The 26,055-nt window shown below is 73.6% G+C and carries 20 protein-coding genes and 1 pseudogene; 7 read left to right on the forward strand and 14 right to left on the reverse strand.

Going from position 1 to position 26,055, the window contains the following annotated elements:
• Nucleotides 1-45 precede the first annotated feature (45 nt).
• Nucleotides 46-684: a DUF305 domain-containing protein gene (locus FXF52_RS19005; protein ID WP_187413581.1), complete on the reverse strand. Its 639-nt coding sequence runs from the start codon at nucleotides 682-684 to the stop codon at nucleotides 46-48.
• Nucleotides 685-1,111: 427 nt separating this feature from the next.
• Here FXF52_RS19005 and FXF52_RS41720 point away from each other — a divergent pair, with 427 nt between their 5' ends.
• On the forward strand, nucleotides 1,112-1,408 hold the full coding sequence (locus FXF52_RS41720) for a phosphopantetheine-binding protein (RefSeq protein ID WP_187413582.1): 297 nt from the start codon (nucleotides 1,112-1,114) through the stop codon (nucleotides 1,406-1,408).
• A complete protein-coding gene (locus FXF52_RS19015; protein WP_148798406.1) occupies nucleotides 1,405-2,619 on the forward strand; it encodes a cytochrome P450 in 1,215 nt (404 codons plus the stop codon). Before FXF52_RS41720 ends, FXF52_RS19015 begins: the two co-directional genes overlap by 4 nt.
• Before the next feature lie 86 nt (nucleotides 2,620-2,705).
• On the opposite strand, the gene FXF52_RS19020 is transcribed toward FXF52_RS19015, so the two are convergent.
• The 4 genes from FXF52_RS19020 to FXF52_RS19035 are packed head-to-tail and all read right to left on the reverse strand — an operon-like array spanning nucleotide 2,706 to nucleotide 7,989.
• A complete protein-coding gene (locus tag FXF52_RS19020) occupies nucleotides 2,706-4,163 on the reverse strand; it encodes an amino acid adenylation domain-containing protein (protein ID WP_187413583.1) in 1,458 nt (485 codons plus the stop codon).
• Nucleotides 4,160-5,413: a condensation domain-containing protein gene (locus tag FXF52_RS19025; protein WP_148798410.1), complete on the reverse strand. Its 1,254-nt coding sequence runs from the start codon at nucleotides 5,411-5,413 to the stop codon at nucleotides 4,160-4,162. Before FXF52_RS19025 ends, FXF52_RS19020 begins: the two co-directional genes overlap by 4 nt.
• Nucleotides 5,414-5,438: 25 nt before the next feature.
• Nucleotides 5,439-6,737, reverse strand: a complete 1,299-nt coding sequence (locus FXF52_RS19030) for an MFS transporter (protein ID WP_187413584.1) — start codon at nucleotides 6,735-6,737, stop codon at nucleotides 5,439-5,441.
• A gap of 7 nt (nucleotides 6,738-6,744) precedes the next feature.
• Complete coding sequence (locus tag FXF52_RS19035) at nucleotides 6,745-7,989, reverse strand: condensation domain-containing protein (protein WP_187413585.1); 1,245 nt, start codon at nucleotides 7,987-7,989, stop codon at nucleotides 6,745-6,747.
• 207 nt (nucleotides 7,990-8,196) lie between these two features.
• Here FXF52_RS19035 and FXF52_RS19040 point away from each other — a divergent pair, with 207 nt between their 5' ends.
• Both FXF52_RS19040 and FXF52_RS19045 read left to right on the forward strand, forming a co-directional pair.
• Nucleotides 8,197-9,474, forward strand: a complete 1,278-nt coding sequence (locus tag FXF52_RS19040; RefSeq protein WP_187413586.1) for an MFS transporter — start codon at nucleotides 8,197-8,199, stop codon at nucleotides 9,472-9,474.
• A 255-nt stretch (nucleotides 9,475-9,729) separates the two neighbouring features.
• Entirely contained in the window at nucleotides 9,730-12,315 is a 2,586-nt protein-coding gene (locus FXF52_RS19045) for a tetratricopeptide repeat protein (protein ID WP_148798418.1), read from the forward strand.
• A gap of 57 nt (nucleotides 12,316-12,372) precedes the next feature.
• On the opposite strand, the gene FXF52_RS19050 is transcribed toward FXF52_RS19045, so the two are convergent.
• Nucleotides 12,373-13,167 carry a trypsin-like serine protease gene (locus tag FXF52_RS19050; protein ID WP_148798420.1) on the reverse strand — a complete coding sequence of 265 codons (795 nt, stop codon included), beginning with the start codon at nucleotides 13,165-13,167 and terminating at the stop codon, nucleotides 12,373-12,375.
• Nucleotides 13,168-13,482: 315 nt separating this feature from the next.
• Between FXF52_RS19050 and FXF52_RS19055 the strand changes: the two genes are divergently transcribed.
• Both FXF52_RS19055 and FXF52_RS19060 read left to right on the forward strand, forming a co-directional pair.
• Nucleotides 13,483-14,805 carry an MFS transporter gene (locus tag FXF52_RS19055; RefSeq protein WP_148798422.1) on the forward strand — a complete coding sequence of 441 codons (1,323 nt, stop codon included), beginning with the start codon at nucleotides 13,483-13,485 and terminating at the stop codon, nucleotides 14,803-14,805.
• A 90-nt stretch (nucleotides 14,806-14,895) separates the two neighbouring features.
• The gene (locus FXF52_RS19060) at nucleotides 14,896-15,927 is read left to right on the forward strand and encodes a hypothetical protein (protein ID WP_148798424.1); all 1,032 of its coding nucleotides are present in this window, start codon (nucleotides 14,896-14,898) and stop codon (nucleotides 15,925-15,927) included.
• A gap of 82 nt (nucleotides 15,928-16,009) precedes the next feature.
• On the opposite strand, the gene FXF52_RS19065 is transcribed toward FXF52_RS19060, so the two are convergent.
• The 4 genes from FXF52_RS19065 to FXF52_RS19080 form a co-directional block, all read right to left on the reverse strand.
• Complete coding sequence (locus tag FXF52_RS19065; protein ID WP_148798426.1) at nucleotides 16,010-16,390, reverse strand: hypothetical protein; 381 nt, start codon at nucleotides 16,388-16,390, stop codon at nucleotides 16,010-16,012.
• Between the two features lie 117 nt (nucleotides 16,391-16,507).
• Complete coding sequence (locus FXF52_RS19070; protein ID WP_148798428.1) at nucleotides 16,508-16,930, reverse strand: hypothetical protein; 423 nt, start codon at nucleotides 16,928-16,930, stop codon at nucleotides 16,508-16,510.
• Nucleotides 16,927-17,373: a hypothetical protein gene (locus FXF52_RS19075; protein WP_148798430.1), complete on the reverse strand. Its 447-nt coding sequence runs from the start codon at nucleotides 17,371-17,373 to the stop codon at nucleotides 16,927-16,929. The genes FXF52_RS19070 and FXF52_RS19075 overlap by 4 nt, the downstream gene beginning before the upstream one ends.
• Nucleotides 17,374-17,735: 362 nt before the next feature.
• On the reverse strand, nucleotides 17,736-19,295 hold the full coding sequence (locus tag FXF52_RS19080; RefSeq protein WP_255472107.1) for a glycoside hydrolase family 15 protein: 1,560 nt from the start codon (nucleotides 19,293-19,295) through the stop codon (nucleotides 17,736-17,738).
• Here FXF52_RS19080 and FXF52_RS19085 point away from each other — a divergent pair.
• Nucleotides 19,258-20,001, forward strand: coding sequence for a hypothetical protein (locus tag FXF52_RS19085; protein ID WP_255472108.1), 744 nt, complete (start codon nucleotides 19,258-19,260; stop codon nucleotides 19,999-20,001). The two genes, FXF52_RS19080 and FXF52_RS19085, sit on opposite strands and share 38 nt — an antisense overlap.
• A 38-nt stretch (nucleotides 20,002-20,039) precedes the next feature.
• Here FXF52_RS19085 and FXF52_RS19090 read toward each other — a convergent pair.
• The 4 genes and pseudogenes from FXF52_RS19090 to FXF52_RS19105 form a co-directional block, all read right to left on the reverse strand.
• A pseudogene (locus tag FXF52_RS19090) lies at nucleotides 20,040-21,654 on the reverse strand (glycoside hydrolase family 13 protein).
• Nucleotides 21,651-23,672 (reverse strand): hypothetical protein, encoded by a 2,022-nt coding sequence (locus FXF52_RS19095; protein ID WP_148798434.1) that lies wholly within the window; start codon nucleotides 23,670-23,672, stop codon nucleotides 21,651-21,653. The pseudogene FXF52_RS19090 and the gene FXF52_RS19095 overlap by 4 nt, the downstream one beginning before the upstream one ends.
• 45 nt (nucleotides 23,673-23,717) lie before the next feature.
• Nucleotides 23,718-25,025, reverse strand: a complete 1,308-nt coding sequence (locus FXF52_RS19100; protein ID WP_148798436.1) for a Gfo/Idh/MocA family protein — start codon at nucleotides 25,023-25,025, stop codon at nucleotides 23,718-23,720.
• On the reverse strand, nucleotides 24,985-26,055 hold the full coding sequence (locus tag FXF52_RS19105; RefSeq protein WP_222870568.1) for a hypothetical protein: 1,071 nt from the start codon (nucleotides 26,053-26,055) through the stop codon (nucleotides 24,985-24,987). Before FXF52_RS19105 ends, FXF52_RS19100 begins: the two co-directional genes overlap by 41 nt.

Here is a 26,055-nt window from a genome sequence, read left to right on the forward strand (position 1 = left end):
CCGAGCCGAGGTGCCCTTCACCGTTTCTGCCTAAGCCGGGCGGGGTCAGCCCATCTTGGCCAGCATCTCCTGCATCCGCTGGATCTCGATGCCCTGGTCGGCGTTGACCTCACGAGCGAACTGGTCGCTCGCCGGCTCGAGTCCACCGCCGGTGGCGTAGAGTTCCTCCACCATGGCCAGCGCGCCCTGATGGTGACGGATCATGAAGGTGAGGAACAGCCGGTCGAACTCCGCGCCGCGCGCCTGCTTGAGCTGGTCGAACTGCTCGGCGGTGAGCATCCCCGGCATGAGCTTGTCGTGGCTGGCGTGCGCGTTCGGTCCGCTGCTCGGCACGTTCCGCTCCGCGAGCCACCGCTGCATCCGCGCGATCTCGTCCCGCTGCGACACGTCGATCCGCTTCGCGAGCAGGGTCACGTCCGGGTTGGTCGTCCGCCCCTCCAGGAGCGCCGTCATCTCCAGAGCCTGCGCGTGGTGCGGGATCATCCCCTGGATGAACAGGCTGTCCGCCGCGGTGAACCCGGGCGGCGAGACCTGCGACAGGTCGTTGCCGGACAGCGACCTGCCCGGTTGGCCCGGCGCTCCCGGCTGCACCACGTGCGCGCTCGGCGGGCGATACGACGGGTCGTCACGGTTCGCCCAGAGGGCGACGCCCACCCCCGAGCCGACGACGACCGTAGCGGCCACGGCGGAAATGACCACGCGACGAGACAGGGGCATGACTCACGTACCAATCCGGGCTTGAGCTGCGCGTCAGTGAACGCCATAGTGCCTCATGTCCGCCGCCCTCACCAGGTCACGAAACGGCTACACCCCCCGTCACGCACGGGCCGGTGGATGGCCGAGTCACCCGAACGACCGATGCCGGTCCACAAGGGGCCGATCAAGGGTCGCGCCTCGCCGGGGTGCGGGGGATCTGCGGGTACGCCGGGATGAACCGGGGGTCAGCGGCCGGGACCGGCCAGGCGCGACGTGTTGCGGCCGGACTACGCGTACGACAGCCGCGACCGGCCTGAACAAGCCCGAACGGACCCGAACGGCGGTCGCCTTGATCGGTCACCCGCGTCGAGCCGAGGCTGGGATCGGCGCACCCGAGCAGGGAGGTAACGACGGAATGAGCGGCGTTTCCCGGGACGAGCTGGCGGTCGCCTCGACGTACGTGGCACCCCGGTCCACCGTCGAGAGCCGGCTGGCGGAGCTGTGGAGCAGCAAGCTGGGGGTATCCCCGATCGGGGTGCAGGACGACTTCTTCGAACTCGGCGGCGACTCGCTGCTCGCCGCGGACCTGCTGATGGACATCTACCACGACCTCGGCGTCGAGATCGACGCGTCGGTGCTGTTCCTGACGCCGACCATCGCCGACCTGGTCGAGGCGATGCCGGCGGCCGAGCCCGAGGCGATCCCCCGGTGACGGCCTCCGTCGACCCGGATCTGGTGGACCTCTCCGATGCCCGGCTGTTCGCGCACGGCGAGCCGCACGAGCTGTGGCGGGCGCTGCGCGCGCGCCGACCCGTCCGCTGGCAACCCGTCGCGGGCCGGACCGGGTTCTGGGCGGTCACCGGCTACGCGGACGCGGAACGGGTGCTGACCGACCACGCCGGCTTCACCTCCACCCGTGGGGTGTTCCTCAACGTGCTGGGTCGGGGGGAACCCGCCAGCGAGCTGCAGTTCTCCGCCAGCGACCCACCCCGGCACGGCGACCTGCGCCGGCCGGTGCAGCGCGAGATGACGGTCCGGGCGGTACGGCACCACACCGAGTCGTTGCGGGCGGACATCGTCCGCCTGCTCACCCCCGCCCTCGACGGTGGACCGGTCGACTTCGCCTCGATCACCAGCGCGCTGCCGACCGCGATACTCGGTCCGCTGTTCGGCATCCCCGCCGCGGACTGGCCACGGCTGGCCCGGTTGGTCGGAATGTCGGTGGCCGAGGACGACCCGGACTACCGGTTGCCGGAGGGCGTCGAGGAAACCCTGCAGCGGGCGCACCGGGAGCTGTTCGGCTACCTGCTCAACCTGGTCCTGGCGCACCGGCGCCGCCCGCGCGGCGACCTGGTCGACGTACTGGCGTCGATGACGGTGGACGGCCGGCCGTTGAGCCCGGGCGCGGTCGTGGCGAACTGCTACAGCCTGCTGCTCGGCGCCAGCGCGGCGATGCCGCACGTGCCGAATGCGGCGCTGCTCGAGCTGTCCCGCACCGGCGGCTACGCCGAGTGGGCCCGGCAGCCGGAGCTGCTGGACTCCGGCATCGAGGAGGCGGTGCGCTGGGCCACCCCGGCCCGGCACTTCCTGCGCTGCGCGACCCGGGACACGCAACTGGGGGACGTGACCGTCGCAGCCGGTGACGCGGTGGTCGTCTGGATCAGCTCCGCCAACCGCGACGAGCGGGTGTTCGCCAATCCGCACCGGTTCGACGTCCGGCGCACGCCCAACCGGCACCTCAGCTTCGGCGACGGCCACCACTACTGCATCGGGGCACCGCTCGCGCGGCTGACCCTGCGCACCTTCTTCACCGAACTGTTCCGCCGATTCTCGTCGTTCGAACCGGCCGGCGACGTCGAGTACGTCCAGTCGGCGTGGCTGGCGGGCATCCGGCGGCTGCCCCTGGTCGCCACCCCGCGTTAGAACCTGTCGTGCGGTCGGTCCTCAGCTGACCTCGTCGGGACGCCGCCGTGGTACTCGTGCACCTTCCCCAACACGTCTCCTGATCGCTACGCCGGGCCTCGGGCCCCGGCTGCCCACCGGTTCAACGTCCCGCGGTCGAGTTTGCCGCTGGGCTGGGTGGGCAGCCGGTCCAGGACGACCCAGCGGGCCGGGACGGCCACCGCCGGCAGCCGGTCCAGCACGTACGCCCGCAACGCCCGGGTGTCCACCGGCTGCTCCGCCACCAGGAAGGCGACCAGCCGCGCCGGGTCGTCGCCGGACCGGCCGACGGCGGCGGCCGTGATGCCGGGGTGGCCGCTGATCGCCTGCTCGATCTCGGCCAGCTCGATTCGGACACCGCCGAGCTTGAGCTGGTCGTCGAACCGGCCGTGGAAGCGCAGCAGGCCGTCGGGGCCCACGCTGGCCAGATCCCCCGAGCGGTGCGGTCCGGCGCCGCTCGCCACGCCGGGTCCGTCGATCCAGATCTCGCCGATCGTCCCCGGCCGCACCGGTCCCCCACCTCCGGGCGTCCGCAGCGTCACGGTCGCCCCCGGGATCGGGACGCCGATCGGCACCGTGGCCGCCGCCCCGTCGGCCGGGGTGCACCGGTGCACGGTGCTCCAGACCGTGCACTCGGTCGGCCCGTACTCGTTGTGCAGCGCGGTGTCGGGCAGCACGGCGAAGTGCCGGGCGACCAGGGCGGGCGGGCACGCCTCACCCGCGACGACCACGGTGGTGAGGCTGGCCAGCCGCGCCGGGTCGGCCGACCTGAGCAGCAGCGCGTAGAGCGAGGGCACCATCAGCAGGTGCGACGGCCGGTGCCGGGCCGCCGCGCGCTGGACCGCGACCAGGTTCGCCGGCCGATCGCTTGGAATGATCAGACGGCCCCCGCTGGCCAGGGTCCAGAAGATACCCGCCACCGAACTGTCGAACGCGATCGACGAGCAGAGCAGGAAGCCGTCGACCGGGTCCGGGTAGTACGCCAGGCGGGCCGCCGTCGAGTAGGCCAGCGCGACCGCCGGCACCGTCACCGGCTTGGCCTCCCCGGTCGTACCGCTGGTGAAGTAGGTGTACGCGGCGGGCCCGCGGACGGGATCGCCCAGCGGCCCGGCCGCGTCGATGGCCGGGCCGACCGGCACGGTCCGCCACGGCCCGGGCGGCGACGGGACGCCCGGCTCGGCGAGCACCAGCTTCGCCCCGCTCAGCCGGAACGTGCGCCGCTGCCGCTCGGGCGGAAACGCCGCGTCGACCGGGACGTAGCGCCCGCCGGCCCGCAGCACGGCGAGCAGGGCGGCGACGGCCCAGCCGGAGAGCCGGGCGTGGACGAGGACCGGCTCGCCTTCCGACAGACCCTGGCCGCGCAGGTCGGCGGCGATCCGGCGGGTCAACCCGTCGAGTTCGCGGTAGGTCAGCGTGCCCGCCGGATCGACCACGGCGGGCGCCGCCGATCCGGACCGCAGATGCGGCTCCAGCAGGTCGAGGATGTGGTCCGGGTACGCGAACGCTGCGGGGGTGCTGGCCGTCACGACCGCACCAGCCGGTCGAGTCGGTCCGCGTAGCAGCTCACGAGGTGCTCGATCGTGTGCCGGGAGAACAGGTCGGCCCGGTAGCGCATGGTCCCGGTGTAGCCGCCGTCGGCGTCCTGCTCCAGCCACGCCACGAGACCGTTGACCGGGATCACCGGGCCGCCGAGCGGCAGCCCGGCGGGCAGCCGGACCGGCCGGTACGCCAGCGGCCCGACCGCCGGTATCGGCGGCACCTGGATGACCTCGAACTGGGCGCTGACCGGCCCGCCCGGAGCGAAGTAGCGGGCCGCCTCGGGCAGGCTCGACACCAGGTCCGCCAGCGGCATCTCCCGGGTGAACGCGGTGGCGAAGGCGCGGTGCACCCGGCGCAGCGTCTCCCCCGGTGCCGGGTCGCCGCTCGCGTCCACCCGCACCGGCAACGCGTTCATGAACAGTCCGACGGTGTCCCAGTCGGACCGGCTGCGGCCGTAGGTCAGCACCGGCACGGTCAGGTCGGTGGCGCCGGTGACCGCGCCGAGCGCGCCGACGAAACCGCTGAGCAGCAGGACGAACGGCGAGGTACGCAGCGCACGGGCGGCGGCCCGCAGCCGCTGGTCGGCGACGGCGACCGGGAAGCGGATCTCGGACGTGCGGGGCGGCCCGCCGGGCTCGTCGGCGCCGAGCGGCAGGCCGGGCACGTCGGTCAGCGCCTGCCGCCAGTGATCCGCCAGCCGGATGCGCTGCTCGTCGGTCAGGCCGCGTGGCACCGGCACCCGGTCCGGCGGCGCCTGCACCGGGTCGTCGTCGCGCTCGCCGAGCCGGTCGGCGTAGCTGCGCAGCAGGTCGGCGATGAGGATCCGCATCGACCAGGGGTCCGCGGCGGCGTGCTGGGCCACCAGCACGAGCGTGGCGTCCGTGGCGTCGTGCCGGGCCAGGAACGCCCAGAGCAGCGGCACGGATCCGGGCGGGTAGCTGCCGGCGACGATCGTGTCGATCAGGCGGTCCGGGGCCACCTCCACCAGTGGCACCGGTGCCGGTGGCGCCACCCGGGGGCCGGGCGCGTCGGGCACGAGCACGGTTCGCAGCGCCTCGTGCCGCACGACGAGCCGGTCCAGCGCGTCCCGCAGCGCCGGCACGTCGAGCGGGCCGGCGAGTCGGTAGCCGCCGAGGCAGACGAAGCGTGGCCCGAAGACCATGCCCGGGGCGACCTCATCCACCCAGGCCAGGAGCCGCTGCGCCGGGGACAGCGGAACGGTGAGCTGTTCGTGCATGGCTTCTCCTCGATCAACGGACGGGTCAGGACGGCGGCGCGACGGCCGCCGCGCCGGTGGCGGCCGCGGGCGCCGGGTCGGGTGCCGGTGGCTCACCGAACAGCCGGGGCAGGGCGAGCGCGAACACCAGCCAGCCGGCGATGAACGCCGCCGCCACCACGGCGAGGGCCGGCCGTACCCCGAGCAGGTCACCGAGCAGGCCGCCGACGACGGCGCCGACCGGCAGCGCGCCCAGGGCGATGGTGCTGAACGCCGCCGTCACCCGGCCGAGCGCGGACGGGTCGGTACGCGCCTGCCGCTGACTGATGTTGTGGACGTTGAAGACCGTCAGGCCGAGGCCGTACGCGTTGAACGACAGCACGATGAGCGCGACGGCCACGAGCTGCGGACCGCTTGCCAGCGGTACCAGGACCGGGCTGCACGAGGCGAACCCGATGGCGACCACGAGGGTCCTGGCCGTCCCCCAGCGACGCTCCATCCTGCCGGCGACGACCGATCCGACGACCGCGCCGACGCTGCCCAGCGCGATGCACAGGCCGACCTGACCGGCGTCCAGATCGAGCTGCCGGACCGCGTAGATCATGAACAAGGTCAGCAGCGCCTGCTCGCAGAGGTTGAACCAGGCCCCTTCCAGCATCAGCGCGCGTAGCACCCGGTCGCGCCAGAGAAGCCGGACCCCGTGCGTGAGGCGCCGCGACATCGACTCGTCGTTCCCGGCCGGCCGCGCCCGGCGGGGCTCCCGCTTGCGGATCGCGAGCAGGGCGACGACAGAGACCGCGTACGAGGCGATGTCGATGAGGAACGCGATCGTCGGGCTGAGCACCTTGAGCAGCCATCCGCCCAGGCCGGTGCCCGCGAGCTGCGCGACCGAGTAGGAGGTCTGCATCTTCGCGTTGCCCTCGACCAGATGCCGGCGCTCCACCACCGCTGGCAGATAGGAGTGCCACGCCACGTCGAACGCCGCGGTGAACGTGCCCAGCACGAAGGCGATGACGCACCAGCTCCAGACCTGCAGCGTCCCGGTCTGCAGCAGGGCGATGGCGGCGGCGAGCGTGGCCATCCGGGCCAGGTTGGACCCGACCAGGACCGGACGCCGGCCCACCCGGTCCACCCAGTGGCCGGCGACGAGCGTCAGCAACAGGACGGGCGCGAACTGGGCGGCCGACACCACCCCGAGCTCGGTCGGTGACGCGCTCAGGTAGGTCACCGCCACCAGCGGAAACACCAGCTGGGTCGCGTAGGTGCCGATCAGCGACACGCTCTCGCCGAACCACAGCTTGCGGAAGTCGGAGTGGTGCCACAGTTCCCCGCGCCGGTACCTCATCGGCCGCTCAGCCGGCCCGGTCCGCGTCGAGGAGCGCCTGGCGCATCCGGCGGAGCAGCTCCGCGGCGACGGCCGACCGCCCGACCGGGACCCGGAGTTCGCACGTGAGGTCGGTTCCCTCGATGACGCGCAGGTAGCGGCGGGGCCCGACCGACGAGAACGGGGCCGCCCAGCTGACCGTCGCGTCCTCGGCGGCGTCGAGATCCGGGTCCGACGGCTCCGGCTCGTCCGCGCGGCGGGCGATGAAGTTGACCGACCAGGTGCTGTCGTACTGCCCCCTACGGTAGCCGGCCTCGTCCAGCAGCCGGAACGCCCGGTCCACGTCATAGACGCCGTGGGCGTACGCGACCCGGGTTCGCGTGACGACCTCCCGGACCAGGTCGGCCAGGCCCGGCCCGGACGGCCGGTCGAACAGGACGGGAATCCACTGGTTCATCGACGTCACGACGTCCCGCCGGTAGGGGTCGAACCGGTTCGACGAGAGCACCCGGACCAGCAGCCGGTCGTCGCCGCCGACCGCGAACAGCCCGGCGCAGAACGCGGACAGCACCACGTTGGCGACGGACACGCGCAGCCGCGCCGCCACCCGCCGCGCCGCCCCGGCAAGCGCCCGGGAGACCAGCCTGGCCTCCACGAACGGCGGCTGCCCGACGGCCGGGGGAGGCACCTCGGTGAGCAGCTTCGCCCAGTAGTCCATGGCCGCCGCGCCACGGCGCTGGCCGGCCGGTGACTGCTCGTGCGCCACGATCGTCCGGGGCCCGGACACGGCGTCGTCCAACGTGCCGGCGAGCGCCGCGAGGAAGTCCCGCCTGAGGACCCACGTCGCCAGGCCGTCGGCGACCATGTGGTGGTGCACCAGCACCAGGTGCGTGGGAGCGTCCCCGGCGGCGACGACCGTGGCCCGCCAGGCCGGCTCGCGGACCAGGCTAAACGGTTGCCGGGCCAGCTGCTCGCGGACCGTGTCGAGGTCGACCCGCGGGTCGGCGGCCCGCTGCACCGCCACGTCGGGTGTCCGGGGCGGATGCGGGACCTGCCGGGGCGCGGCCGGATCGCTGAGGTCGTACGTGGTGCGCAGCGACTCGTGCCGGCGGACCAGGGCAGCGAGGGCCGCCCGGACGTCGGCGGTCCCGGTTCCGGCGGGCAGCTCCCACGCCTGGACGATGTTGGGCTCGTGCCACCGGTCCCTCGGCACGGACTCGACGTCGCGCCAGATGGCGAGCTGACCGAACGTCAGCGGTGCGGACGTGACCAACGAAGCCTCCGGGTGGGTGTCGCGCGTCGGCGAGCCGGCCGAGCAGCCCGCGGCGACCGGTGTGCGGGTCAGTCTGGTGACCGATCCGGCCCGGGGACAGGAGATCGAGCGGCCTCGAACGGACCCGAACGGACCCGAACGGCGGGACCGGCCTTCGCCGCCACCCGCGCCGATACGGTTCGGTGTCGGCAGATCGAGGAGAACCTGGTGACCGAACGTGCCGCCACGTACGCCGAGGTGTTCGCGGTCCGCGAATACCGCCACCTCTTCACGGCGTACCTGTTGTCCCTGGTCGGCGACCAGCTCACGGCCGTCACGGTGGCGTATCTCGTCTACACCGGCACCGGCTCGGCGGTGCTGGCGGCCGCCGGCTACGCCAGCTCATACCTGGCCTGGCTGACCGGCGGGCCGCTGCTGTCCGGCCTGGCCGACCGGTTCCCGCGGCGGCGGGTGCTGATCGGGTGCGACCTGGCCCGCGCGCTGCTCATTCCCCTGGCCGCGCTGCCCGGCGTCCCCGCTGCCGCCCTGGTGGCGCTGCTGTTCGTGGTAAACCTGCTGCGCCCGCCGTTCGTGGCCGCGCGGGCGGCCCTGCTGCCCGAGGTGCTCGACGGTGACCGGTACCCGGTGGCCAACGGCGTGGACAACAGCGCCGCGCAGATCGTCCAGGTGGTCGGGTTCGCCGCCGGCGGCGGCCTGGTGGCGGTGCTGTCGCTGCGGGGCGCGCTGCTGGTCGACGCCGCGACCTTCCTGCTCTCGGCGGCGCTCATCTGGATCGGCGTGCGCCCCCGCGGCGTCCCGACCCGACCCGAGGGGCCGACACGGGGCGGCCCCTGGGTCGGGTTGCGGGTCGTCTTCACCGACCGGCGGCTGCGGGCGTACGTCCTCGTCCTCTGGGTGGCCAGCGCCTTCACCTACGCGGCCGAGGGACTGATGGCCCCGCTGGCCCGCCAGTACGGTGGAGGGCCGGGAACGGTCGGACTGCTGCTGGCGGCGGCGCCGCTGGGAACGGCGGCCGGCGCGGTGGCCCTCACCCGCTTCTGCCCGCCAGGCACCCGCCCCCGGCTCATCCTGCCGCTGGCGGTGCTCTCCGCGGCGACGCTGACCCTGGTCGCGCTCATCCCTCCCCTGTGGATGGTGCTGAGCCTGCTGGTGTTGGTGGGTGCCGGCAGCGCCTGGGCCATCCCGCTGAACGCCCTGTTCGGGCGGGCCGTACCGGCCGAATACCGGGGGCGCGCGTTCGGCATCGCCATCACCGGCCTGAGCGGACTGCAGGGCGCTGCGATGGTCGTGGCGGGCCTGGCCGCCGACCACTGGACGCCGACGTCGGTGGTGGGGGCGAGCGGTCTGCTGGGGGCGGTGGCGGTGCTCGCCCTGGCACCGCTCTGGCCACGCCGGCGCTCCGCACCGCCGCTCGAACACCTTCGAATGACCTCGACCGCCCCGGAGGGTTCCACCGCCCCCGCCCAAGCGGCCAACCTGAGGTGACCGGGCGGGCACGGGGCCGGCCCCGGCCAGCGGAGAGGAGAAGCTCATGCGCGGCGTCTGCAAGCGTGGTGTCAGCTGGACCTGATCGCCTCCGGCCTCAGGTACGTCAGGCCCCGTCCACCTGCCGGTGGGCGGGGCCCCGTCATGTGCCGGGTGGCCGTGCGCTCCACTGTGGTCGGTAGTCTTGTCCGGCACTGACATACTTGCCTCTGGTGCACCGGCAACGGCTACGTGACTCCTTGACGTGAAGGGCGCATGACCGCCTCCGACTTCGGCGTCGACCCCACCACCGCGTCCTGCCCCGCGCAGTACGTGGCGCTGTTGCGCCGTGTCCGCGACCAGTCCGGCCTCGCCTACCGGGCGATCGCCCGTCGCGCCCAGCGCAACGGACAGGTGCTCCCCGCGAGCACCCTGGCGACCATGCTGGGCCGACCGACGCTCCCCCGCCGGGACCTGGTGGTGGCACTGCTACGGGCCTGCGACGTGCCGGACGAGCGGGCGTCGGCCTGGTTGACGACGTGGGCGCGGCTGGCCGCCGCACGACCGGCGGGCCGCGGCGCCGCCCCGGGCGAGCGGACCATCGCACCGGGCACCGGCGCCCCGACGCCGCGCAGCGCCACCCCGCCACCCGACCCCGGGAACCCGGTCACCGACCCCCACCACGGGTCACCGGTGCTGCGGCTCGTACCGGGCACCGGCGTGCCCCGCAGCGAACCGGCCCGGCCCGGCCGGTCACGGGTCACCGGAGCGGGCGGACCCGACGCGGAGCGGGCCGTGCCACGCGCGCAGCCGTGGCCGTCTCCCGATCAGGCGGCCGGCGGCACCCGGCCACCCGTACCGTTCCAGCTGCCACCGGCACCACCCCTGATCGTGGGACGGGGCGAGGAAACCGGGCAACTGCACGCCGCGACCGCCCAGGACGGCGCCGTCTGCGTCGTCGACGGCGCCGGCGGGGTCGGCAAGTCCGCGCTCGCGCTGCACGTCGCGCACCAGATCGCGGCGCGCTACGACGGCGGCTGCCTCTACGCCGACCTGCACGGCGCCAGCGCCGGAATCGCCCCGGCCGAACCCGCTGACGTGCTGGCCCGATTCCTGCGCGCGCTGGGCGCGCCGACCGTGCCCAGCTCCGTGGAGGAAGCGAGCGCCCTGTTGCGCACCTGGGCCGCCGACCGCGGCATGCTCGTCGTCCTGGACGACGCCGCCTCCGCAGCGCAGATCCGCCCGCTGCTGATCAGCGGCCCCGGCTGCGCCACCGTGGTCACCAGCCGGTGGACCCTCGCCGACCTCGACGCGACCGCCCGGATCCGGCTCGCGCCGCTGCCCGACGACGCGGCGCTCGCCCTGCTCGGCCGGCTCGGCGGCGCGGCGCGCGTCGCCGCGGAACCGGACGCCGCGGCCCAGGTCGTCCGGCACTGTGCCGGGCTTCCCCTGGCGTTGCGGATCATCGGCGCGCGCGTCGCGGCCCGACCCGACGCGCCGCTCGGCGGTCTGGCCGAACGGATGGACGACGAGGGACGCCGCCTCGACCTGCTGGAGGTCGGCGATCTGTCCATGCGGGCCAGCCTGCACCTCGGGTACCAGGCGTTCGCCGACGCGCCCCAGGACGAGCGCCGCCGCATCGGCCGCCTGTTCCGGCTTGCGGCGCTGCCCGACTGGGCCGACGCCACCGCGTACGGCTGCGCGGCGCTCGCGGACCTGCCGGTCCCGGTCGCCGAGCGGGCACTCGAGGCGCTGGTGGACGCGCACCTGATCGAATCCGCCGGCGACGGCCGCTACCGGTTCCACGACATCGTCCGGCTCTACGCCCGGGAACGCGCCCAGCACACCGACGACCCCGCCGATCGGGAGGCGGCGCTGAGCCGGCTGACCGGGTGGCTGTTCGCCACCACGGCCACCGCGGCGCGGCTGCTCTACCCACAGGAGAAGCTGCCGTCGGCCCCGAGCGGCCCGGGCCAACCGTTGGCCGACACCGCGGACGCCTGGGCCTGGTTCGAGCGCGAGCACACGAACCTGTTGATGATCGCCCGGCAGCAGGTGTCGGCCGGCCAGACCCTGACCGAGGTACGCGACCTCGCGCTCGTGGTCGTCAAGTTCATCGACTACTCCGGATACACCGCCGAGCAGCAGCAGTTCGGCCATCTCGCCGTCGAGGCGGCACAGCGGCTGGGTGACCGCTCGGGCACGGCGATGGCGTTGAACATCGTGGCCGTGGCGCTGCTCCGGCAGGGCCGGCACGACGAGGCGATCCCCCTGCTGGCCCGAAACCTCGCCGTACAGCGCGAGCTCGGCGACCGGGCGCGGGAGGCGGCCTGCCTCAACAACCTCGGCAACGCGCTGCGCGACAAGGGTGACCTCGACGGCGCGCTGCGGCAGCTGCGGGCCGCCCTCGCCATCCGGCGCGAACTCGGCGACCGACACAAAGAGGGCAGCGTCCTCGACAACCTCGCCCTGGTCCACCAGCGCCGAGGCGAGTTCCAGCAGGCCGTCGACCACCACCAGGCCGGGCTGGCGATCGCCGCCGAGGGTACGGATCCGCTCTGGGAGGCGCAGGCGTTGGTCAACTTCGCGGAAACGCTGCAGCTGGCCGGCGGGCACGAGGCGGCGGTCGGGCGGGCCACCGAGTCGCTGGAGATCTGCCGACGCTACCGGCACCAGCGGGGCATCGGCCTCGCCCTCCGGGTGCTCGGCGACGCGTACGCGAGTCTCGGGCGTGCGGCGGAGGCGCGCCGGCACTGGCGGGAGGCCCTCGCCCGGCTCGACGGCCTGGACCGGGAGGCGTGCGCCAAGCTGCGGGCCGCCCTCGGCGGCGACGGAGCGACCGACGCGCTCCACCCGTCCTGATCTCGCACGGAGGCGGCCCGGCTGGTCGCCAGCCGGGCCGCCCGATCAGTCGTCCGGTCAGCCGCCCAGACTCGCGGCGGCCGAGGCGATCGCCGAGGCGAAGTAGCTCACCTGGGTGTAGACGCCCGGATAGTAGGGCCGGGCGCAGCCGTTGCCCCAGCTGACGATGCCGACCTGGATCCAGGCGTTGCTGGCGTCGCGGCGGAACATCGGGCCGCCCGAGTCGCCCTGGCAGGTGTCCACACCGCCGCTGGTGTAGCCGGCGCAGATCTCCTCAGCCGTGATGATCTGGCCGCCGTAGTAGGAGTTGCAGGTGGAGTCGCTGACGAACGGCACGGTCGCCTTCATCAGGTAGCGCTGCTGCGGGCCGCCCTCGTAGGTGGCGCCCCAGCCGGCGACGGTGAAGGTGCCGTTGTCGTACGCCGTGGTGTTGGCGATCTTCAACGTGCTCAGCCCGGTGACCGGCGTGGCCAGCCGGATCAGGGCCCAGTCCTTACCGTTGCCGTTGTATCCCGGGGCGCGGTAGACGTAGTTCGACCTGACGGTGATCCGGCTGGACGATTGGAGGTCGACCACGCCGAGGGTCGCCGTGATGCTGGTGTTGGTGCCCGTGGCACCCACGCAGTGCGCGGCGGTGAGCACCAGCCGCGCGCTGTACAGGGCACCGCCGCAGCCCATCGAGAGCCGCACCATGAACGGGAACTCGCCCTGGGCGGCACGGGTGCCGCCGACGACGTACGGCGAGACGGTGCTGTCGGACGCGGCGGCGGGTGCCGCCAGGGTAAGACTGCCCGCGGTCACCGCGGCGAGCGCGGCGGCCAACAGGCCAGTGAGGGTGCGCCAGCGAACCATGTGTTCCTCCGCATCAGGACCGGCACGCCTCGTGAGCGCACCTGATTCGAGACTGCGGACATCATATTGAGATCAATGGATGGGAAGCGACATACCCTCTGGGTCGTATCCGCGAGTTATGGGTGCCGCGGCCGACACGACCCGGACCCCGCTCGCGGCGCACTTCACGGCCCTGCTGACCGAGGTCAGCGCAGAGCTCGCCAGCACGTGAGCAACCCACCCGGTGGCCGGCTGACCGGCTTCCGGGCATCCCGGCCTTCTGCCCACGGGCGATTTCCTTGGTACGAGGGACCCGCGTCGGGTCAGGTGGTTGATATGCCGCCCGACGCCCTGACGCCCCGTTCCTCGCCCTACTGGCCCGTGGTCAGCCATCCGCTGCTGCGCCGCGTCCTGCCCGGACTGGCCGTGTCCGCCCTCGGCGACGGCATGGCGTTGATCGCGGTGACCTGGCTGGCGATCCAACTCGCACCGCCGCCCCAGCGCGGAACCTGGGTAGCCGTCGCGGTGGCGGCATACACCCTGCCCAGCGCGGCCGGCACCGTGCTCTTCGGCCGGCTGCTGAGCGGCCGCAGCGGTGCCCAGCTCGCCGGCTGGGACGCGGTCCTGCGCGCCGCCGCTCTCGCGGCCATCCCGACTGCCCACCTCTTCGGGGTGCTCACCATCGGCTGGTACGTGGTGCTGCTCGCCGCGTCCTCGCTGCTGCACTCGTGGGGCGCCGCCGGGCGCTTCACCCTGATCGCGGAGCTCCTCCCCCAGCGGCACCACCTGCCCGCCAACGCGGTGCTCGCCATCATCGGCCAGGTCGCAACCATCGCCGGGCCACCACTGGCGGGCATCCTGATCAGCTGGGTCGGGCCGGTGTGGGTGATCGCCGTCGACGCGGTCACCTTCGCTGTCCTGGCCGTCACCTACCGCCTCGCGATTCCGGCCACCGGCCGAACCGAGCAGGCAGGCGAGGGCTTCTCCCGTACCGCCGGGTTCGCTGTCATCCGCCACGACCGGACGCTGCTCGGCCTGCTGGCCCTGACCTTCGGCTTCTTCTTCCTCTTCGGGCCGTTCTACGTGGCCATGCCGATTCACGTCGTGGAGGATCTGCATGCCGCCGCACCGGCGCTCGGGCTCTACTACACCGCGTTCGGTGTCGGCGCCCTCGTCGGCGGTCTCGCCACCGGCTACTTGCGCCGCTGGTCGCTGTGGTCGACCACCATCAGGATCGTCATCGGCTTCGGCGCCGCCATGCTGCCTCTGGGCCTGAACGCGCCCATCGCCCTGTCGCTGCCGGCCTTCGCCCTGGCCGGCCTCATCTGGGCGCCGTACCTGTCCACGTCGATGGCGCTGTTCCAGCGCAGCACCACCGCGACGAGACTCCCTCAGGTCCTTGCGGCCAGAGGCGCCGTCACCGTTCTGGCGGTGCCGCTGGGCACCATGCTCGGCGGCCCGCTGACGGCCACCATCGGCGCCCGCCAGACACTGCTCCTGTGTGCCGCGGCGACCATCGCCCTCGGCGTCGTCGCCGCCGGGCTCACCATCGCGTCCCGCAAGCCGCCGACCGACGACCATCCGCCCTCAGCAGGCCCTGGGCCGCAACGACTGCCTCATCCTGATGCTCCGATTGATTCGGAAGCAATCAGACATTGATGCAGTCAGCGGAGGCACGCCGGCCTTGGTCGTCCAGACAGCGGCCCGATGACATTGACGCTTATCGCTTGTTTCTCTACGTTCGCTGTCATGATTATCAATGTTCGGCGACTGGCGGCGATGCTGGCCGCCTTCGTGACGGTCACCGTCGTCGGCATGCCCGACGCGGTCGCCGCAGCCGTCCTGCCCATCAACGACCTCGGCACCGGCAGCTACCTCGGCTTCCAGGGCGGGCTGTATCCGGCCGGCCGGAACACCATGCCGGACAGCCACCGCGCCGCCGGGGTCACCCGAGCCCTGCGCGTACGCCCGCTCGACACCAGCGGCACGCCGAGCGCCAACGGCAAGTACGTGCTGCTCTCCATCGGCATGTCCAACACCACCCAGGAGTTCTGCTCAGGGGATGCCAACGGCAGGTGCGCGCCGTACTCCTTCATCGGTCAGGCCGCCGCGGACCCGCAGGTCAACCACGACAAGCTGGCCATCGTCGACGGCGCCGCGGGCGGCCAGACCGCCGGCACCTGGGACGCGCCGACCGACGCGAACTACGACCGCGTCCGGGACACCAGGCTGGCACCCCTCGGCCTGACCGAGCGGCAGGTCCAGATCGCCTGGGTCAAGGTCGCCAACGCCAACCCGTCGGTCTCCCTGCCCGCGACCAACGCCGACGCCTACCAGCTCGTGGCCCAGCAGGGCAACATCCTCCGGGCGTTGAAGAGGCGCTACCCCAACCTGCAGCAGGTCTTCTTCTCCAGCCGAATCTACGGCGGCTACGCCACCACCACCCTGAACCCCGAGCCGTACGCGTACGAAACCGGCTTCGGCGTCAAGTGGGTGATCCAGGCACAGATCACCCAAATGTCGGGAGGCGGCACCGATCCTCGCGCCGGCAACCTGGACTACAACAGCACCACGGCGTGGGCGGCCTGGGGCCCGTACCTCTGGGCCAACGGCCTTCAGCCCCGGTCGGACGGGCTCGTCTGGGAACGGTCGGACTTCGGCTCCGACGGGACGCATCCGTCCACGTCAGGGCGGCAGAAGGTGGCCAGCCTGCTGCTCCGCTTCTTCAAGACCTCACCCCACACGACCTGCTGGTTCACCGTCGGCGGCACCTGCGCCTAGAAAGACGGCCTGATCCACCACGCCGCACCCCATGAACGGCATGTCCACGAAGGACATGCCGTTCATGAACCGGCCCGGCAGGTCACACGCGTGCGTTCTTACCCGGCCACCATGGGTGTGACCAGCCGGCCGCGATCATCAGTGCACCGACGGCGAGGAGCGCCGGTCTGCGCCGGCGCGCGCCGAGAGCAGTTACTGCGTCGCCCGCGAGTCGCAACAGTTGCGCGGACGGTGGCATGTGCTCCCGCATCCAGCGTCCTCGCCGGGTCCGGGCGAGTGCGTCGAGATCCGCCAGGCTGAGCACGGCCACGGAACCGGCCACCGGCAGTGCGACACGGACCGCGACAGCCGCCTTCGGTCGCCTCCGCCACAACAGGTAGTTCGACACCGCCGCCACCGCGACGTCCGCCGAGATCTTGACCGGGTGCACCTGGTGAATCAGCACCCGATCGGTCAGTCGCATGTCGCCACCCTTCCACCCGCATTCGTCGGAGTTCAACGAGAGCGCGGCGTGGACGTGGCCTGGCCTGTCGCGGTCGGCGCCTATTCAGATGGGCGCCCAGGCTGGCGGGCGACAGTCCTACGGCCGGTCCGGAGGGACCCGGCGGCGCTGACTCCGTGGGCGGCGCTCCTCCTCCGCCACGAGGGCCTGGATTCGGCGCATGGTCGCGCCCGGCGCCAGAATCGCCTCCCGCCATCGGTCCAGCGTCCTGGACAGGTCCCACACCGTCGCCCGCAGCTCCTGCAGTTCCCGCTGAGACGCCGCCAGCTCTTCCCGGACGGCCAGCGCCTCGTTCTCCAGCTCGGCGACCCGGGTCCGCAGCGGCTGCACCAGGGCCAGCGCGGCGTCGGTCAGCGCTCCGGCGGTGTCGGCCTTCAACTTCCGCCGCTGCACGGCGACCGTGGCGAGCACGCCGAGGCCACTGGCGCCGCCGAACAACCCGAGCGTGGAGATCAGGACCTGCGCCCAGTAAGGAGAGCCGGGAGTCTGCCCGATGATCATGTCTTCGCCTTCGGGCACAGGTCGAGGCCGGCGTGATGCATGCGGATGATCCACCGCAGTGACCGCACGATCTCCGCCGAACGCAGCCAGGAGCCGATTGCCACTGCACCGACGAACGAGGCCGCCACCACCGCCTGCTGGCCGGCGACCACCAGTAAGGAGACGACGTACATCGCGGCGATCGCGCCCAGCATCAGCACCGCGGCGAGTTCGATGCCAAGCCCGGTGCCGAGTTGCCCCGGCCAGAACATGCCGAGTAGGCCCGCGACGCCGACCACGATCAGGCCGAACTCCCAGCAGACCCGGATGGCGTCGGGCATCACCACCTCCACCGACTGCGGCCGGACGCGCAACACGATCAGCAGGACGCCACACACCGGCGCGGTGACGAGGACGGCGAACTCGAAGACCCGCTGGCTGGTCCGTTCATGGATGTTCCCCACGATGTGCTCCTCTCCCGCCGGCGCGTCGGTTGCGACCCACGGACAGCAGATGACCGTCGTATCCGACCGGCCCTCACGACGCCGTCGGCGCGAGGCACACGAAGCCGGGATGCCGCCGAGGGCTGGCCCGGCGGCCACGGTGCGGACATCGGAGCGACCCTGCCTGCGGTCGCGCATGGCGGCAGAGGCCCTCCACCGCGCTGCCGCTCCCTGCCACACAATCAAACATATGCCCAGGTCAGAGGCCTATGGGCGGTCGAGACGGGCGGGACGATCACCACAGCGCTCACCACACTGCCTGTCGGATTGTCGACAGTGCCACAAACGGTCGAGATCGATGAGTTTGTCGCTGCCGCCAGCGGCTACGGTCGCCCCCGGTCGGCCCAGGAGTGCAGGGCGTCCCGATCGGCTGCGCCGTCCAGGTTGAGGGCCGCCTCGATCAGCGCAAGATGGGTGAACGCCTGTGGGTAGTTGCCGAGCGCCGTGCCGTCGGCGGCGAGCTGCTCGGCGTAGAGGCCGAGCGGTCCGGCGTACCCGCGGAGCCGGTCGAAGACTCGCCGGGCCTCGTCCCGCCGGCCGGCGAGCACCAGCGCCGAGACCAGCTCGAAGCAGCAGAGCAGGAAACCGCCCTCCTCGCCCGGCAGCCCGTCGTCCACCGTGTACCGGCGGACCAGCGCCGGCGCGACGGCCAGCTGCACCTGGATCCGGTCGAGCGTACCGATCACCCGCGGATCGTCGCCGGGCAGGAACCCGACCACCGGGATACGCAGCAGCGCGGCGTCCACCTCACGCGACCCGTACGCCATGACGAAGCTGCCCAGCTCGCGGTCGTATCCTCGCTCGCAGACCTCTGCGTGCAGCGCCTCCCGCACGGTCTGCCACCGCCGCACCGGCGCACCACGGTCGCCGAAAAGCTCTGCGAGGCGGATGCCGCGGTCGAGGCAGACCCAGGTCATCACCTTCCCGTTGACGTAGTGCCGGCGCGGCCCCCGGATCTCCCAGACGCCGTGATCCGGCTCCCGCCACCGGTCCGCCATGGCGTCGACGTGCCGGCGCAGCAGCCGCCACTGGTCGGCGGTCAGCTCGCCGGTGAGCTGCTGGTACGCCAACGCGGCGTCCAGGACGTGCCCGTACGTGTCGAACTGGACCTGATCGGCGGCCCCGTTGCCGATCCGCACCGGGGCCGAACCGGCGTACCCGGACAGGTGCGGCAGCACCTGCTCGCCGGTGGTCACGCCGCGGATGCCGACCAGCGGTGCCAGGGTGTCCTTGGCTCCGGAACACACGTGGAGCAGGAAGTGGAGGTAGCGCCGCCCCTCCTCGGCGTGGCCGAGCCGGAACAGCGCCAGCAGCAACAACGCGGCGTCCCGGTGCCAGGTGTAGCGGTAGTCCCAGTTCCGTACCCCGCCGATCTCCTCGGGCAGCGAGGTGGTCGGCGCGGCGAGCAGCGCACCGGTCTCGTCGAAGGACAGGCCCCGCAGGACCAGCGCGCTGTGCCGCACCACATCGGCACCGAAGCCGGCGTAGTCGCTGCGCGCCGACCAGTCCCGCCAGGTGCGGCAGGTCCGGTCGAGCAGCTCCTCCGGCGCGGCCGAGCCGGACAGCTCGCCGTAGCCGATCACCACGGTGGCCGTCGCCCCCTCGGTCAGCTCGATCTCGCCGCGCAGGGTGCCACCGTCGGCGGCGAGGGGCAGGGAGGCCCGCACGGCGAGCGGGACGCCTCGCGCCTGCCAGCGGCCGTCGGCGGCCGCCCACTCGGCGGCGGCCGCGCCGTAGTCGGGTCGCGGCCGCACCCGGACCGCCAGCCGCACCGTGCCCCGCTCGGCCGTCACCCGGCGGACCAGCAGCTTCTCGGCGCAGACGTTCCGCGGCACCGGCGCGCTGATGACCCAGGCCGGCGGCACCGCCGTCCTGATCGCCACGCTGACCCCGGCCACGCCGGACCTGGAGCTGCCCAGGACGATCAACGCGCTGGTCGGCGGCCTGGTGGGCATGTTCGTGGTGCTGGTGCTGGCCCCGCTCAACCCGCTGCGCACCGTCCGCCGGGTGGCGGACCCGACGCTTGACCTCTTCGCCCGGCAGATCACCGCCTCGGCCGAAGCACTCGCCTGCGGCGACGCCCCCCGCGCCGAGGAGGTGCTGGACCGGATGCGCGACGCCGAGTCGGAACTTGACCGGCTCGACGAAGCGATCAGCGCCGCTCACGAGGTGGTCCGGCTCTCCCCCGTCCGCTGGCGCCGCCGGCGGACGCTGGACGCCTACCGCCGGGGCGCCGAGCATATGGACCGGGCGTTCCGTAACAGCCGAGCCCTGGTCCGCCGGATCGGCACCACGTTACGCAGCCGGGAACCCGTGCCACCCGACCTACCCGCCGCCGTCGAGCGGTTCGGGGAAGCGATCCGGCTGCTGCACCGGGAATTCCTCGACGCGCGGGAACCCGTACAGGCCCGGGAACGGGTGCTGGCGGCGGTCCGCCACGCCGGCGCCGCCTGCCGGCAGGACATCGGCTTCTCCGGGACGATCGTCGTCTCCCAGCTGCGAACCGCCGCCAACGACCTGCTCCGCGCCACCGGAGTCCCTCAGGACGAGGCCCGCCGTCTGGTCCGGCGCGCCGCCGCCAACCAGTAAGCGTCACGCCTGGTCGACGCCGCCCCACCCGGCCCGGGTCAATCCGGCACGAACCAGACCGTGGCGTCCGGCGGCAGCAGGAAGGACCGCTCGGCCGGTGGGACCGGTCCGCTGGTCAGCAGCACCCGGCCGACACCGGTCAACCGGGCCGCCCGGTCGCCGACGTTGACCGCGCAGCCGAACCCGTCGCCGCGGCGGAACGCCACCACGTCCGGCCCGGTGTCCCACCAGGTCAGCTCGTCGGTCGCGCCGTTGCTCAGCGCTCGGCGCAGCCGGATCGCCGTCCGGTAGAGCGCCAGGGTGGAGGCGGGGTCGGCCGTCTGCCGCTGCACGCTCCAGGCGCCCCAGCCGTCGGGCTGCGGCAGCCACGGCGGGTCGGCGCCCTCGGGCGAGAAGCCGTACGTGCCACCGTCCGCCGTCCACGGGATCGGCACCCGGGATCCGTCCCGCCCGCGCATGGTCCGCCCGGAGCGTTCCCAGAGCGGGTCGCGCAACGCCTCGTCGGGCAGGTCCACCTGGGGCAGTCCCAGCTCCTCACCCTGATAGACGTAGGCGGCACCGGGCAACGCCAGCATCAGCAGGGCGGCGGCCCGGGCCCGCCGCAGCCCGCGCTCCCCGCCGCCGTAGCGGGTCACGGTCCGGACCGCGTCGTGGCTGTTCAGCACCCACGCCGGGAGGGCACCGACCCGGCGGTACGCGTCGAGCGTGCGCCCGATGGTCTCGCGCAGCGCCGGGGCGGACCAGTCGCACTCCAGCAGCTCGAAGGTGAACGCCTGGTGCAGCTCGTCGGGGCGGACGTAGCGGGCCTGCCGGTCGGCGTCGAACAGGCACACCTCGCCGATCAGCGCCCGCTCTCCCGGCACCGCGTCGACCATCGCCCGCCACTGCCGGTACAACGCGTGCAGCGGCGCCTGGTCGAAGAAGGGCATCAGGTGGTTACGGCGGAACTCGGTGTGCTGTCCGAAGCCGGCGTCGACCAGGTCGGGGTGCTTGAACAGGGCGTGCGCCATGTCGATGCGCAGCCCGTCCACACCCCGGTCGAGCCACCACCGGACGATCTGCGCGTATGCCGCCGGCACCCGCGGGGCGGCCCAGTTCAGGCCGGGCTGCTCGGGGCTGAACAGGTGCAGGTACCAGGTACCACTCGTCGGGCCCGCCGTCCGGGCTCGGCACCCGCCGCCATGCGCTCCCGCCGAACGCCGACCGCCAGTCGTTGGGCGGCCGGTCCGGATGGTCGTCGTCGACGGGACGGAAGACGTACCGGCGGCGGGCGGCGCTGCCCGGCGGTGCGGCCAGCGCCGCCCGGAACCAGGGGTGCCGGTCGGAGGTGTGGTTGGGCACCAGGTCGCAGACGACCCGCAGGCCGAGCCGGTGCGCCTCGGCGACGAGCGCGTCGACGTCGGCGAGGGTGCCGAAGAGCGGGTCGACACCCCGATGGTCCACGATGTCGTATCCACCGTCGACCATCGGGGACGGGTAGAACGGGGTCAGCCAGACGGCGTCCACGCCGAGGGCGGCCAGGTGGGGCAGGCGGGCGGTCACCCCGGGCAGGTCCCCGGTGCCGTCGCCGTCGGAGTCGGCGAAGCTGCGGACGTACACCTGGTAGCAGACGCCGCCGCGCCACCACGGCTGCCCCGGCGCGGACCGGGTCACTGGCGGACTAGGGTGAAGCCGCCGGGCAGCACGGTGACCCGCAGCTGGGCGTCCGGGCTGGTGTGCCGGGAGCGGAGCACCCCCGCCGCGTCGTACGCCTCGACGGTGGCGGGCCCGGTGCCGCCGGCGGTGACCGCCACCGTCCGGGCGGTCCGGGCGGCGCTGCGCAGCAGCGTCGTTCGCTGCCCGTCGCCGGCCAGGGTGAGCCGCGAGACCAGCGGTTCCAGCAGGACCGCGTCGACGCTGGCCGGGTCTCCGGCGGAGGCCACGGCGGTCAGTTCGGTGGCGTGGGCGGCGAGCTCGCGGGGCAGGGTGACCGGGAGCAACGCACCCGGCGCCGGGGAGCTGCCCTGGGCGCCGACCCGGGCGTGGTCGACCTCGCCGAGCGGCCCGGCGTCGCAGCGCCAGACGGTCCGGGCCGGTGCGCCGGGGCGCAGGTCCACCACCGGCAGCACCAGCCGCGGCTGGTCGGCCGGCGGGAGCTGCCAGCGCAGCCCGGCCCCGGCGGGCAGCTCGACGTAGCTGCCGCTGATCAACGATTCGCCGGTCCACGCCGACGGCGGGGTGACCACGGTGGCGCCGCCCTGGCGGGCGGCGTCCTCGGCCTCCAGCGTCAGCGTGCCGACCCGTTCGACGATCTCGGTGCGGCGGGCGAGCGCGGCCAGGCCCGGCCGGGCGTCCAGGGCGAGCATGCTGAGCAGGGTGTGGATGGTCGACTCGGCGCCGGAGTTCCGGTTGACCTGCCCGTCGCCGTTGATGCCGTCGATCGCCCGGCCGGTGTGCGGGTCGTAGCCGGGCGTCCCGGCCGGGTTGGCGCCGAACCACCAGGCGGCGGTCAGCGCGGCGAGCTGCGCGAACCCGGACCGTCCGGTGGCGTCGGCGACGGCGAGCAGCGACTGCACCCGCGAGTCGACGCCGTAGGCGATCTGGGTCCGGTCGGTGCGGGTGGGCAGCCGGCCGTTGTCCGGGCCGCCGGAGGTGAGCAGCCACGGGGTGAAGACGGCGGCGTCGGTGACGGCGGGACCGAGCAGGGTCCGGTCGTCGAGGGCCTGCGCGGCCCGGGCGAGCGCGGCGGGCATCTGGGCACCCCAGCCGTGCCAGACCGAGCGGGACAGCGCCCAGGGGCGCACCGCGCCGAACGGCCACTCCCGCACGTCACCGTCGGCCAGCGCGGCGATGCCCTCGGCGAGTTGCCGCAGCGCCCGACAGGCGGTGGCGCCGCCGCCGGCCTCGACGTAGGCGGCGAGTCCGAGGACCGCTTCTGCGGTGGCGTCCGCGCCGTCGACGATCAGCCAGGCCGGGGTACGTTCCCCGTCGATGAGCTGCCACCGCTGGTAGCGGACGAGCACCTGGCGCTGCACGGCGCCGACAGCCAGGTCGAGGCGGGTACGCAGGAACCCGGCGAACCCCGGGTCGCTGTCGCGGAACGCCGCGTACCCCTCGCCGAGCGCCCAGATGGTCCGGGCCAGCCAGTACGACGCGTCGCTGTCGGACGGGTCGGGCAGATCCTTCGGCTCGGCGCTCGGGTTGAGCGCGCCGTCCGGCTGCATCCACAGCACCACGTTGCCGGCGTACGGGCCGTCGGCCGTCTGCAGGTAGGTCAGGCCGCGCAGGAGCTGGTAGGCGGCGTCCCGGCTGGCGGCGGCCCCGGTCAGCCGCCAGTGCCGCAGGTAGACCACGGCGGCTCGGGAGATGTCGTCGGCGTTGTAGGCGCCCTGCCCCCAGGTGTCGGTGCCCGGGTCGTACGCGCCACCGCCGACGCGGCGGAACCCGCCGTCCGGCCCGGGTTCGGCGTAGGTCCACAGCGCCCCGATCGCCGGGGTGTCGGCGAGCCGGTAGGTGGTGTGCCCGGGCTGCTGCGGCGGCGTGACGTCCTGCCGGAGGAAGCCCAGGTGGGCGAGGTTGGTCACCGGGCTGGTGCTCGGGGCGCGGTCGGGATCGGCGGCGCCGGCCGGGGTGGCGGTCAGCAGCGGGTTGGTGACGGCGAGGCCGCCCAGCAGCAGCGATCGGCGTTTCACAGAACCTCCTCGGTCAGGGACGGGCGGTCGGTGGTGGGGCGTGTGCTACGCGGAGCGTCCGAGGTGGACGGTGCGGCCCTCGCGGGCGGAGCGGGCGGCCGCGGCGGCGACGGTGACCGCGGTGGCACCCTCGGTGACTCCGGCGGCGGGCCGGTCACCGGTGCGGACGCAACGCACCAGGTCGTGCATGGCGGCCCGCACGCTCTCGGCGTAGACGTACGGTTTGGCGGCCTCGCCGCCGAGGTCGAGGGTGATCCGGCAGTGGTGCGGCAGCTGCCGCGGCCGGCCCCGTTCCCGGGCGTCCGCCGGGCCGGCGTGCCGGTGCACCGTCACCGTGACGGCCGCGTCCCGCAACCGGTGCCCCTCGACGGCGAGCAGGTCCGCGGCCCGGGCGGGCAGGTGCTCGACCAGCGCCGCCCCGGCGTCGTCGGTCCAGAGGTCGAGGGTGGCGTGAACGGGGATCCAGCCGGTCACCCGCGCCTCGGCGGTGCCGAAGTCGATCCGCATCAGTTGCCGCTCGCAGCGGTGGGCGTGGCTGAAGCCGTGGGCGAAGGTCGCCACGGCACCGTCCGGGTAGCGGGTGGTGGCGACCGCCAGGTCGACCAGGTCGGCGCCGGTGCGGTGGCCGAGGATGCCCTGCACCGACTCGGGGGTCGCGCCGACGAGGGCGTCGGCGGCGTCGAAGAAGTGCACGCCGTGCTCGACGAAGATCCCGCCGCTGACCCGCTCGTCCCAGAACCAGTGCTCCGGGCCGAGGTCCTCGTCGCTGGCGTCGTTCTCGAAGGCGAGCCGCCGGACCGGGCCGAGCAGCGGGTCGGACCCGGGCGGCACGGCGAACCGGCGGTCGCGCAGCCGGGCCAGCGCCCGCAGCACGGGGTTGTAGCGCAGCACGTGGTCGACCACGAGGACGCGGCCGGTGGCGGCGACCGCGTCGCGGATGGCGACGGCCTCGTCCGCGGTGATGGCCAGGGGTTTCTCGCAGAACACGTGCCGGCCGGCGCGCAGCGCCGCGAGGGTGGTCTCCGCGTGCCCGGCCGGCGGGGTGGCCACCACCACGACGTCCACGTCGTCGGCGGTGACCAGCGCCCGCCAGTCGGGCACCGGCCGTGCGGCCAGGATCCCGGACAGCCGCGCGGCCCGGTCGGTGTCCGGGTCGGCGACCACGGTCACCGTCACCTCCGGCAGGTCCCGCAATGCGCCGGTGAGGAAGGTGGCGAACCCGCCGGCCCCGACGACGCCGAGGCGCAGCGGGGCGGGGCCGGTCACCGGAGCCGCCCCGGCGACCCGGTCACGCGGGGCGGCCGGGCCCGGCTCACCGGACACGGTCGAGCCGGGCGACGCCGATCTTGGCATCGGCCATGCCGTAGAAGACGTAGCGGACCCCGTCCACCTCCTCGATCGCGGTCGGGAAGACCACGTTCGGGACGGTGCCGGAGCGCTCGTCCTCGGTCTCGGGCACCAGGATCGGCTCGGCGGTACGGGCCAGCACCCGGCCCGGATCGGCCGGGTCGAGCAGCATCGCGCCGGCCCCGTACTCGACCTGCTGGGTGCTGGGGTCGAAGGTGTCGGGGATGTGGCCAGTCACCCCGTGGTGGATGAGCAGCCAGCCCTCCGCCACCCGGACCGGCGGCGGGCCGGCGCCGATCTTCAGCTCCTCGTAGGGGAACTCGGACAGGGCGACGCAACGGTGGTCACGCAGCCCCACCAGCGCCCTGATGTCGGCATGCACCTCCTCGGCGGGGACGTAGGAGATCCAGATGCCGGGGCGCTCGTCGGTGATCCCGGCCGGCAGGTGCACCCCCTCGCCGGGACGGAACCAGCCGAGGTCCCACATCGGTCGGTGCAGCATCGCGTAGCAGGGGCGGCCGTCCGGGCCGGGCACCGGCTCGGGGAAGAACACCGCGTCCTTGTTCGGAAACAGGTTCAGGTCGGTGTCCAGACCCGGCTGGTACGCGAACTGCACCGGGCCGAGCCGCCGCCAGTGGCGCAGGTCGGCGGAGACGGCCAGGGCCAGGCGCGGGCCCAGCGGGCCGTAGGCGACGTACGTCATCAGGTGCCGGCCGAGGCCCGGCACCCAGGTGGTACGCGGATCCTCGACCCCGGCGTTGTTCAAGCCCCGCTCCCAGCCCTCGTCGGGGGCGAGGACCACGCCACGTCGGGCCACCCCGGCCGGTACGCCGTCGTGGAACTCGACCTCGGCGAGCCCGACCCGGGACACGTTCCCCGCGGCGACCAGCCGTGGCAGCAGGTGCAGCGTCCCGTCCGGGGTACGTCCGCTGGCCGGGTTGAGCACCCCCTCGGCTTCCAGCGGCTCCCCCGCTTCGGGCGCCATGACGACGCCCAGTCGGGTGAGGGTGTACGGGACGGCGGTGGAGACAGTCAA

This window comes from Micromonospora sp. MP36, assembly GCF_008119785.1.
Lineage (GTDB): Bacteria > Actinomycetota > Actinomycetes > Mycobacteriales > Micromonosporaceae > Micromonospora.

Bases quoted from the DNA above. Each gene is read 5' to 3' on its own strand.
- FXF52_RS41720 (WP_187413582.1), top strand. From the start codon at position 1,112: ATGAGCGGCGTTTCCCGGGACGAGCTGGCGGTCGCCTCGACGTACGTG.
- FXF52_RS19025 (WP_148798410.1), bottom strand. From the start codon at position 5,413: ATGCACGAACAGCTCACCGTTCCGCTGTCCCCGGCGCAGCGGCTCCTG.
- FXF52_RS19030 (WP_187413584.1), bottom strand. From the start codon at position 6,737: ATGAGGTACCGGCGCGGGGAACTGTGGCACCACTCCGACTTCCGCAAG.
- FXF52_RS19045 (WP_148798418.1), top strand. From the start codon at position 9,730: ATGACCGCCTCCGACTTCGGCGTCGACCCCACCACCGCGTCCTGCCCC.
- FXF52_RS19050 (WP_148798420.1), bottom strand. From the start codon at position 13,167: ATGGTTCGCTGGCGCACCCTCACTGGCCTGTTGGCCGCCGCGCTCGCC.
- FXF52_RS19055 (WP_148798422.1), top strand. From the start codon at position 13,483: ATGCCGCCCGACGCCCTGACGCCCCGTTCCTCGCCCTACTGGCCCGTG.
- FXF52_RS19060 (WP_148798424.1), top strand. From the start codon at position 14,896: ATGATTATCAATGTTCGGCGACTGGCGGCGATGCTGGCCGCCTTCGTG.
- FXF52_RS19065 (WP_148798426.1), bottom strand. From the start codon at position 16,390: ATGCGACTGACCGATCGGGTGCTGATTCACCAGGTGCACCCGGTCAAG.
- FXF52_RS19070 (WP_148798428.1), bottom strand. From the start codon at position 16,930: ATGATCATCGGGCAGACTCCCGGCTCTCCTTACTGGGCGCAGGTCCTG.
- FXF52_RS19085 (WP_255472108.1), top strand. From the start codon at position 19,258: ATGACCCAGGCCGGCGGCACCGCCGTCCTGATCGCCACGCTGACCCCG.
- FXF52_RS19100 (WP_148798436.1), bottom strand. From the start codon at position 25,025: ATGCCAAGATCGGCGTCGCCCGGCTCGACCGTGTCCGGTGAGCCGGGC.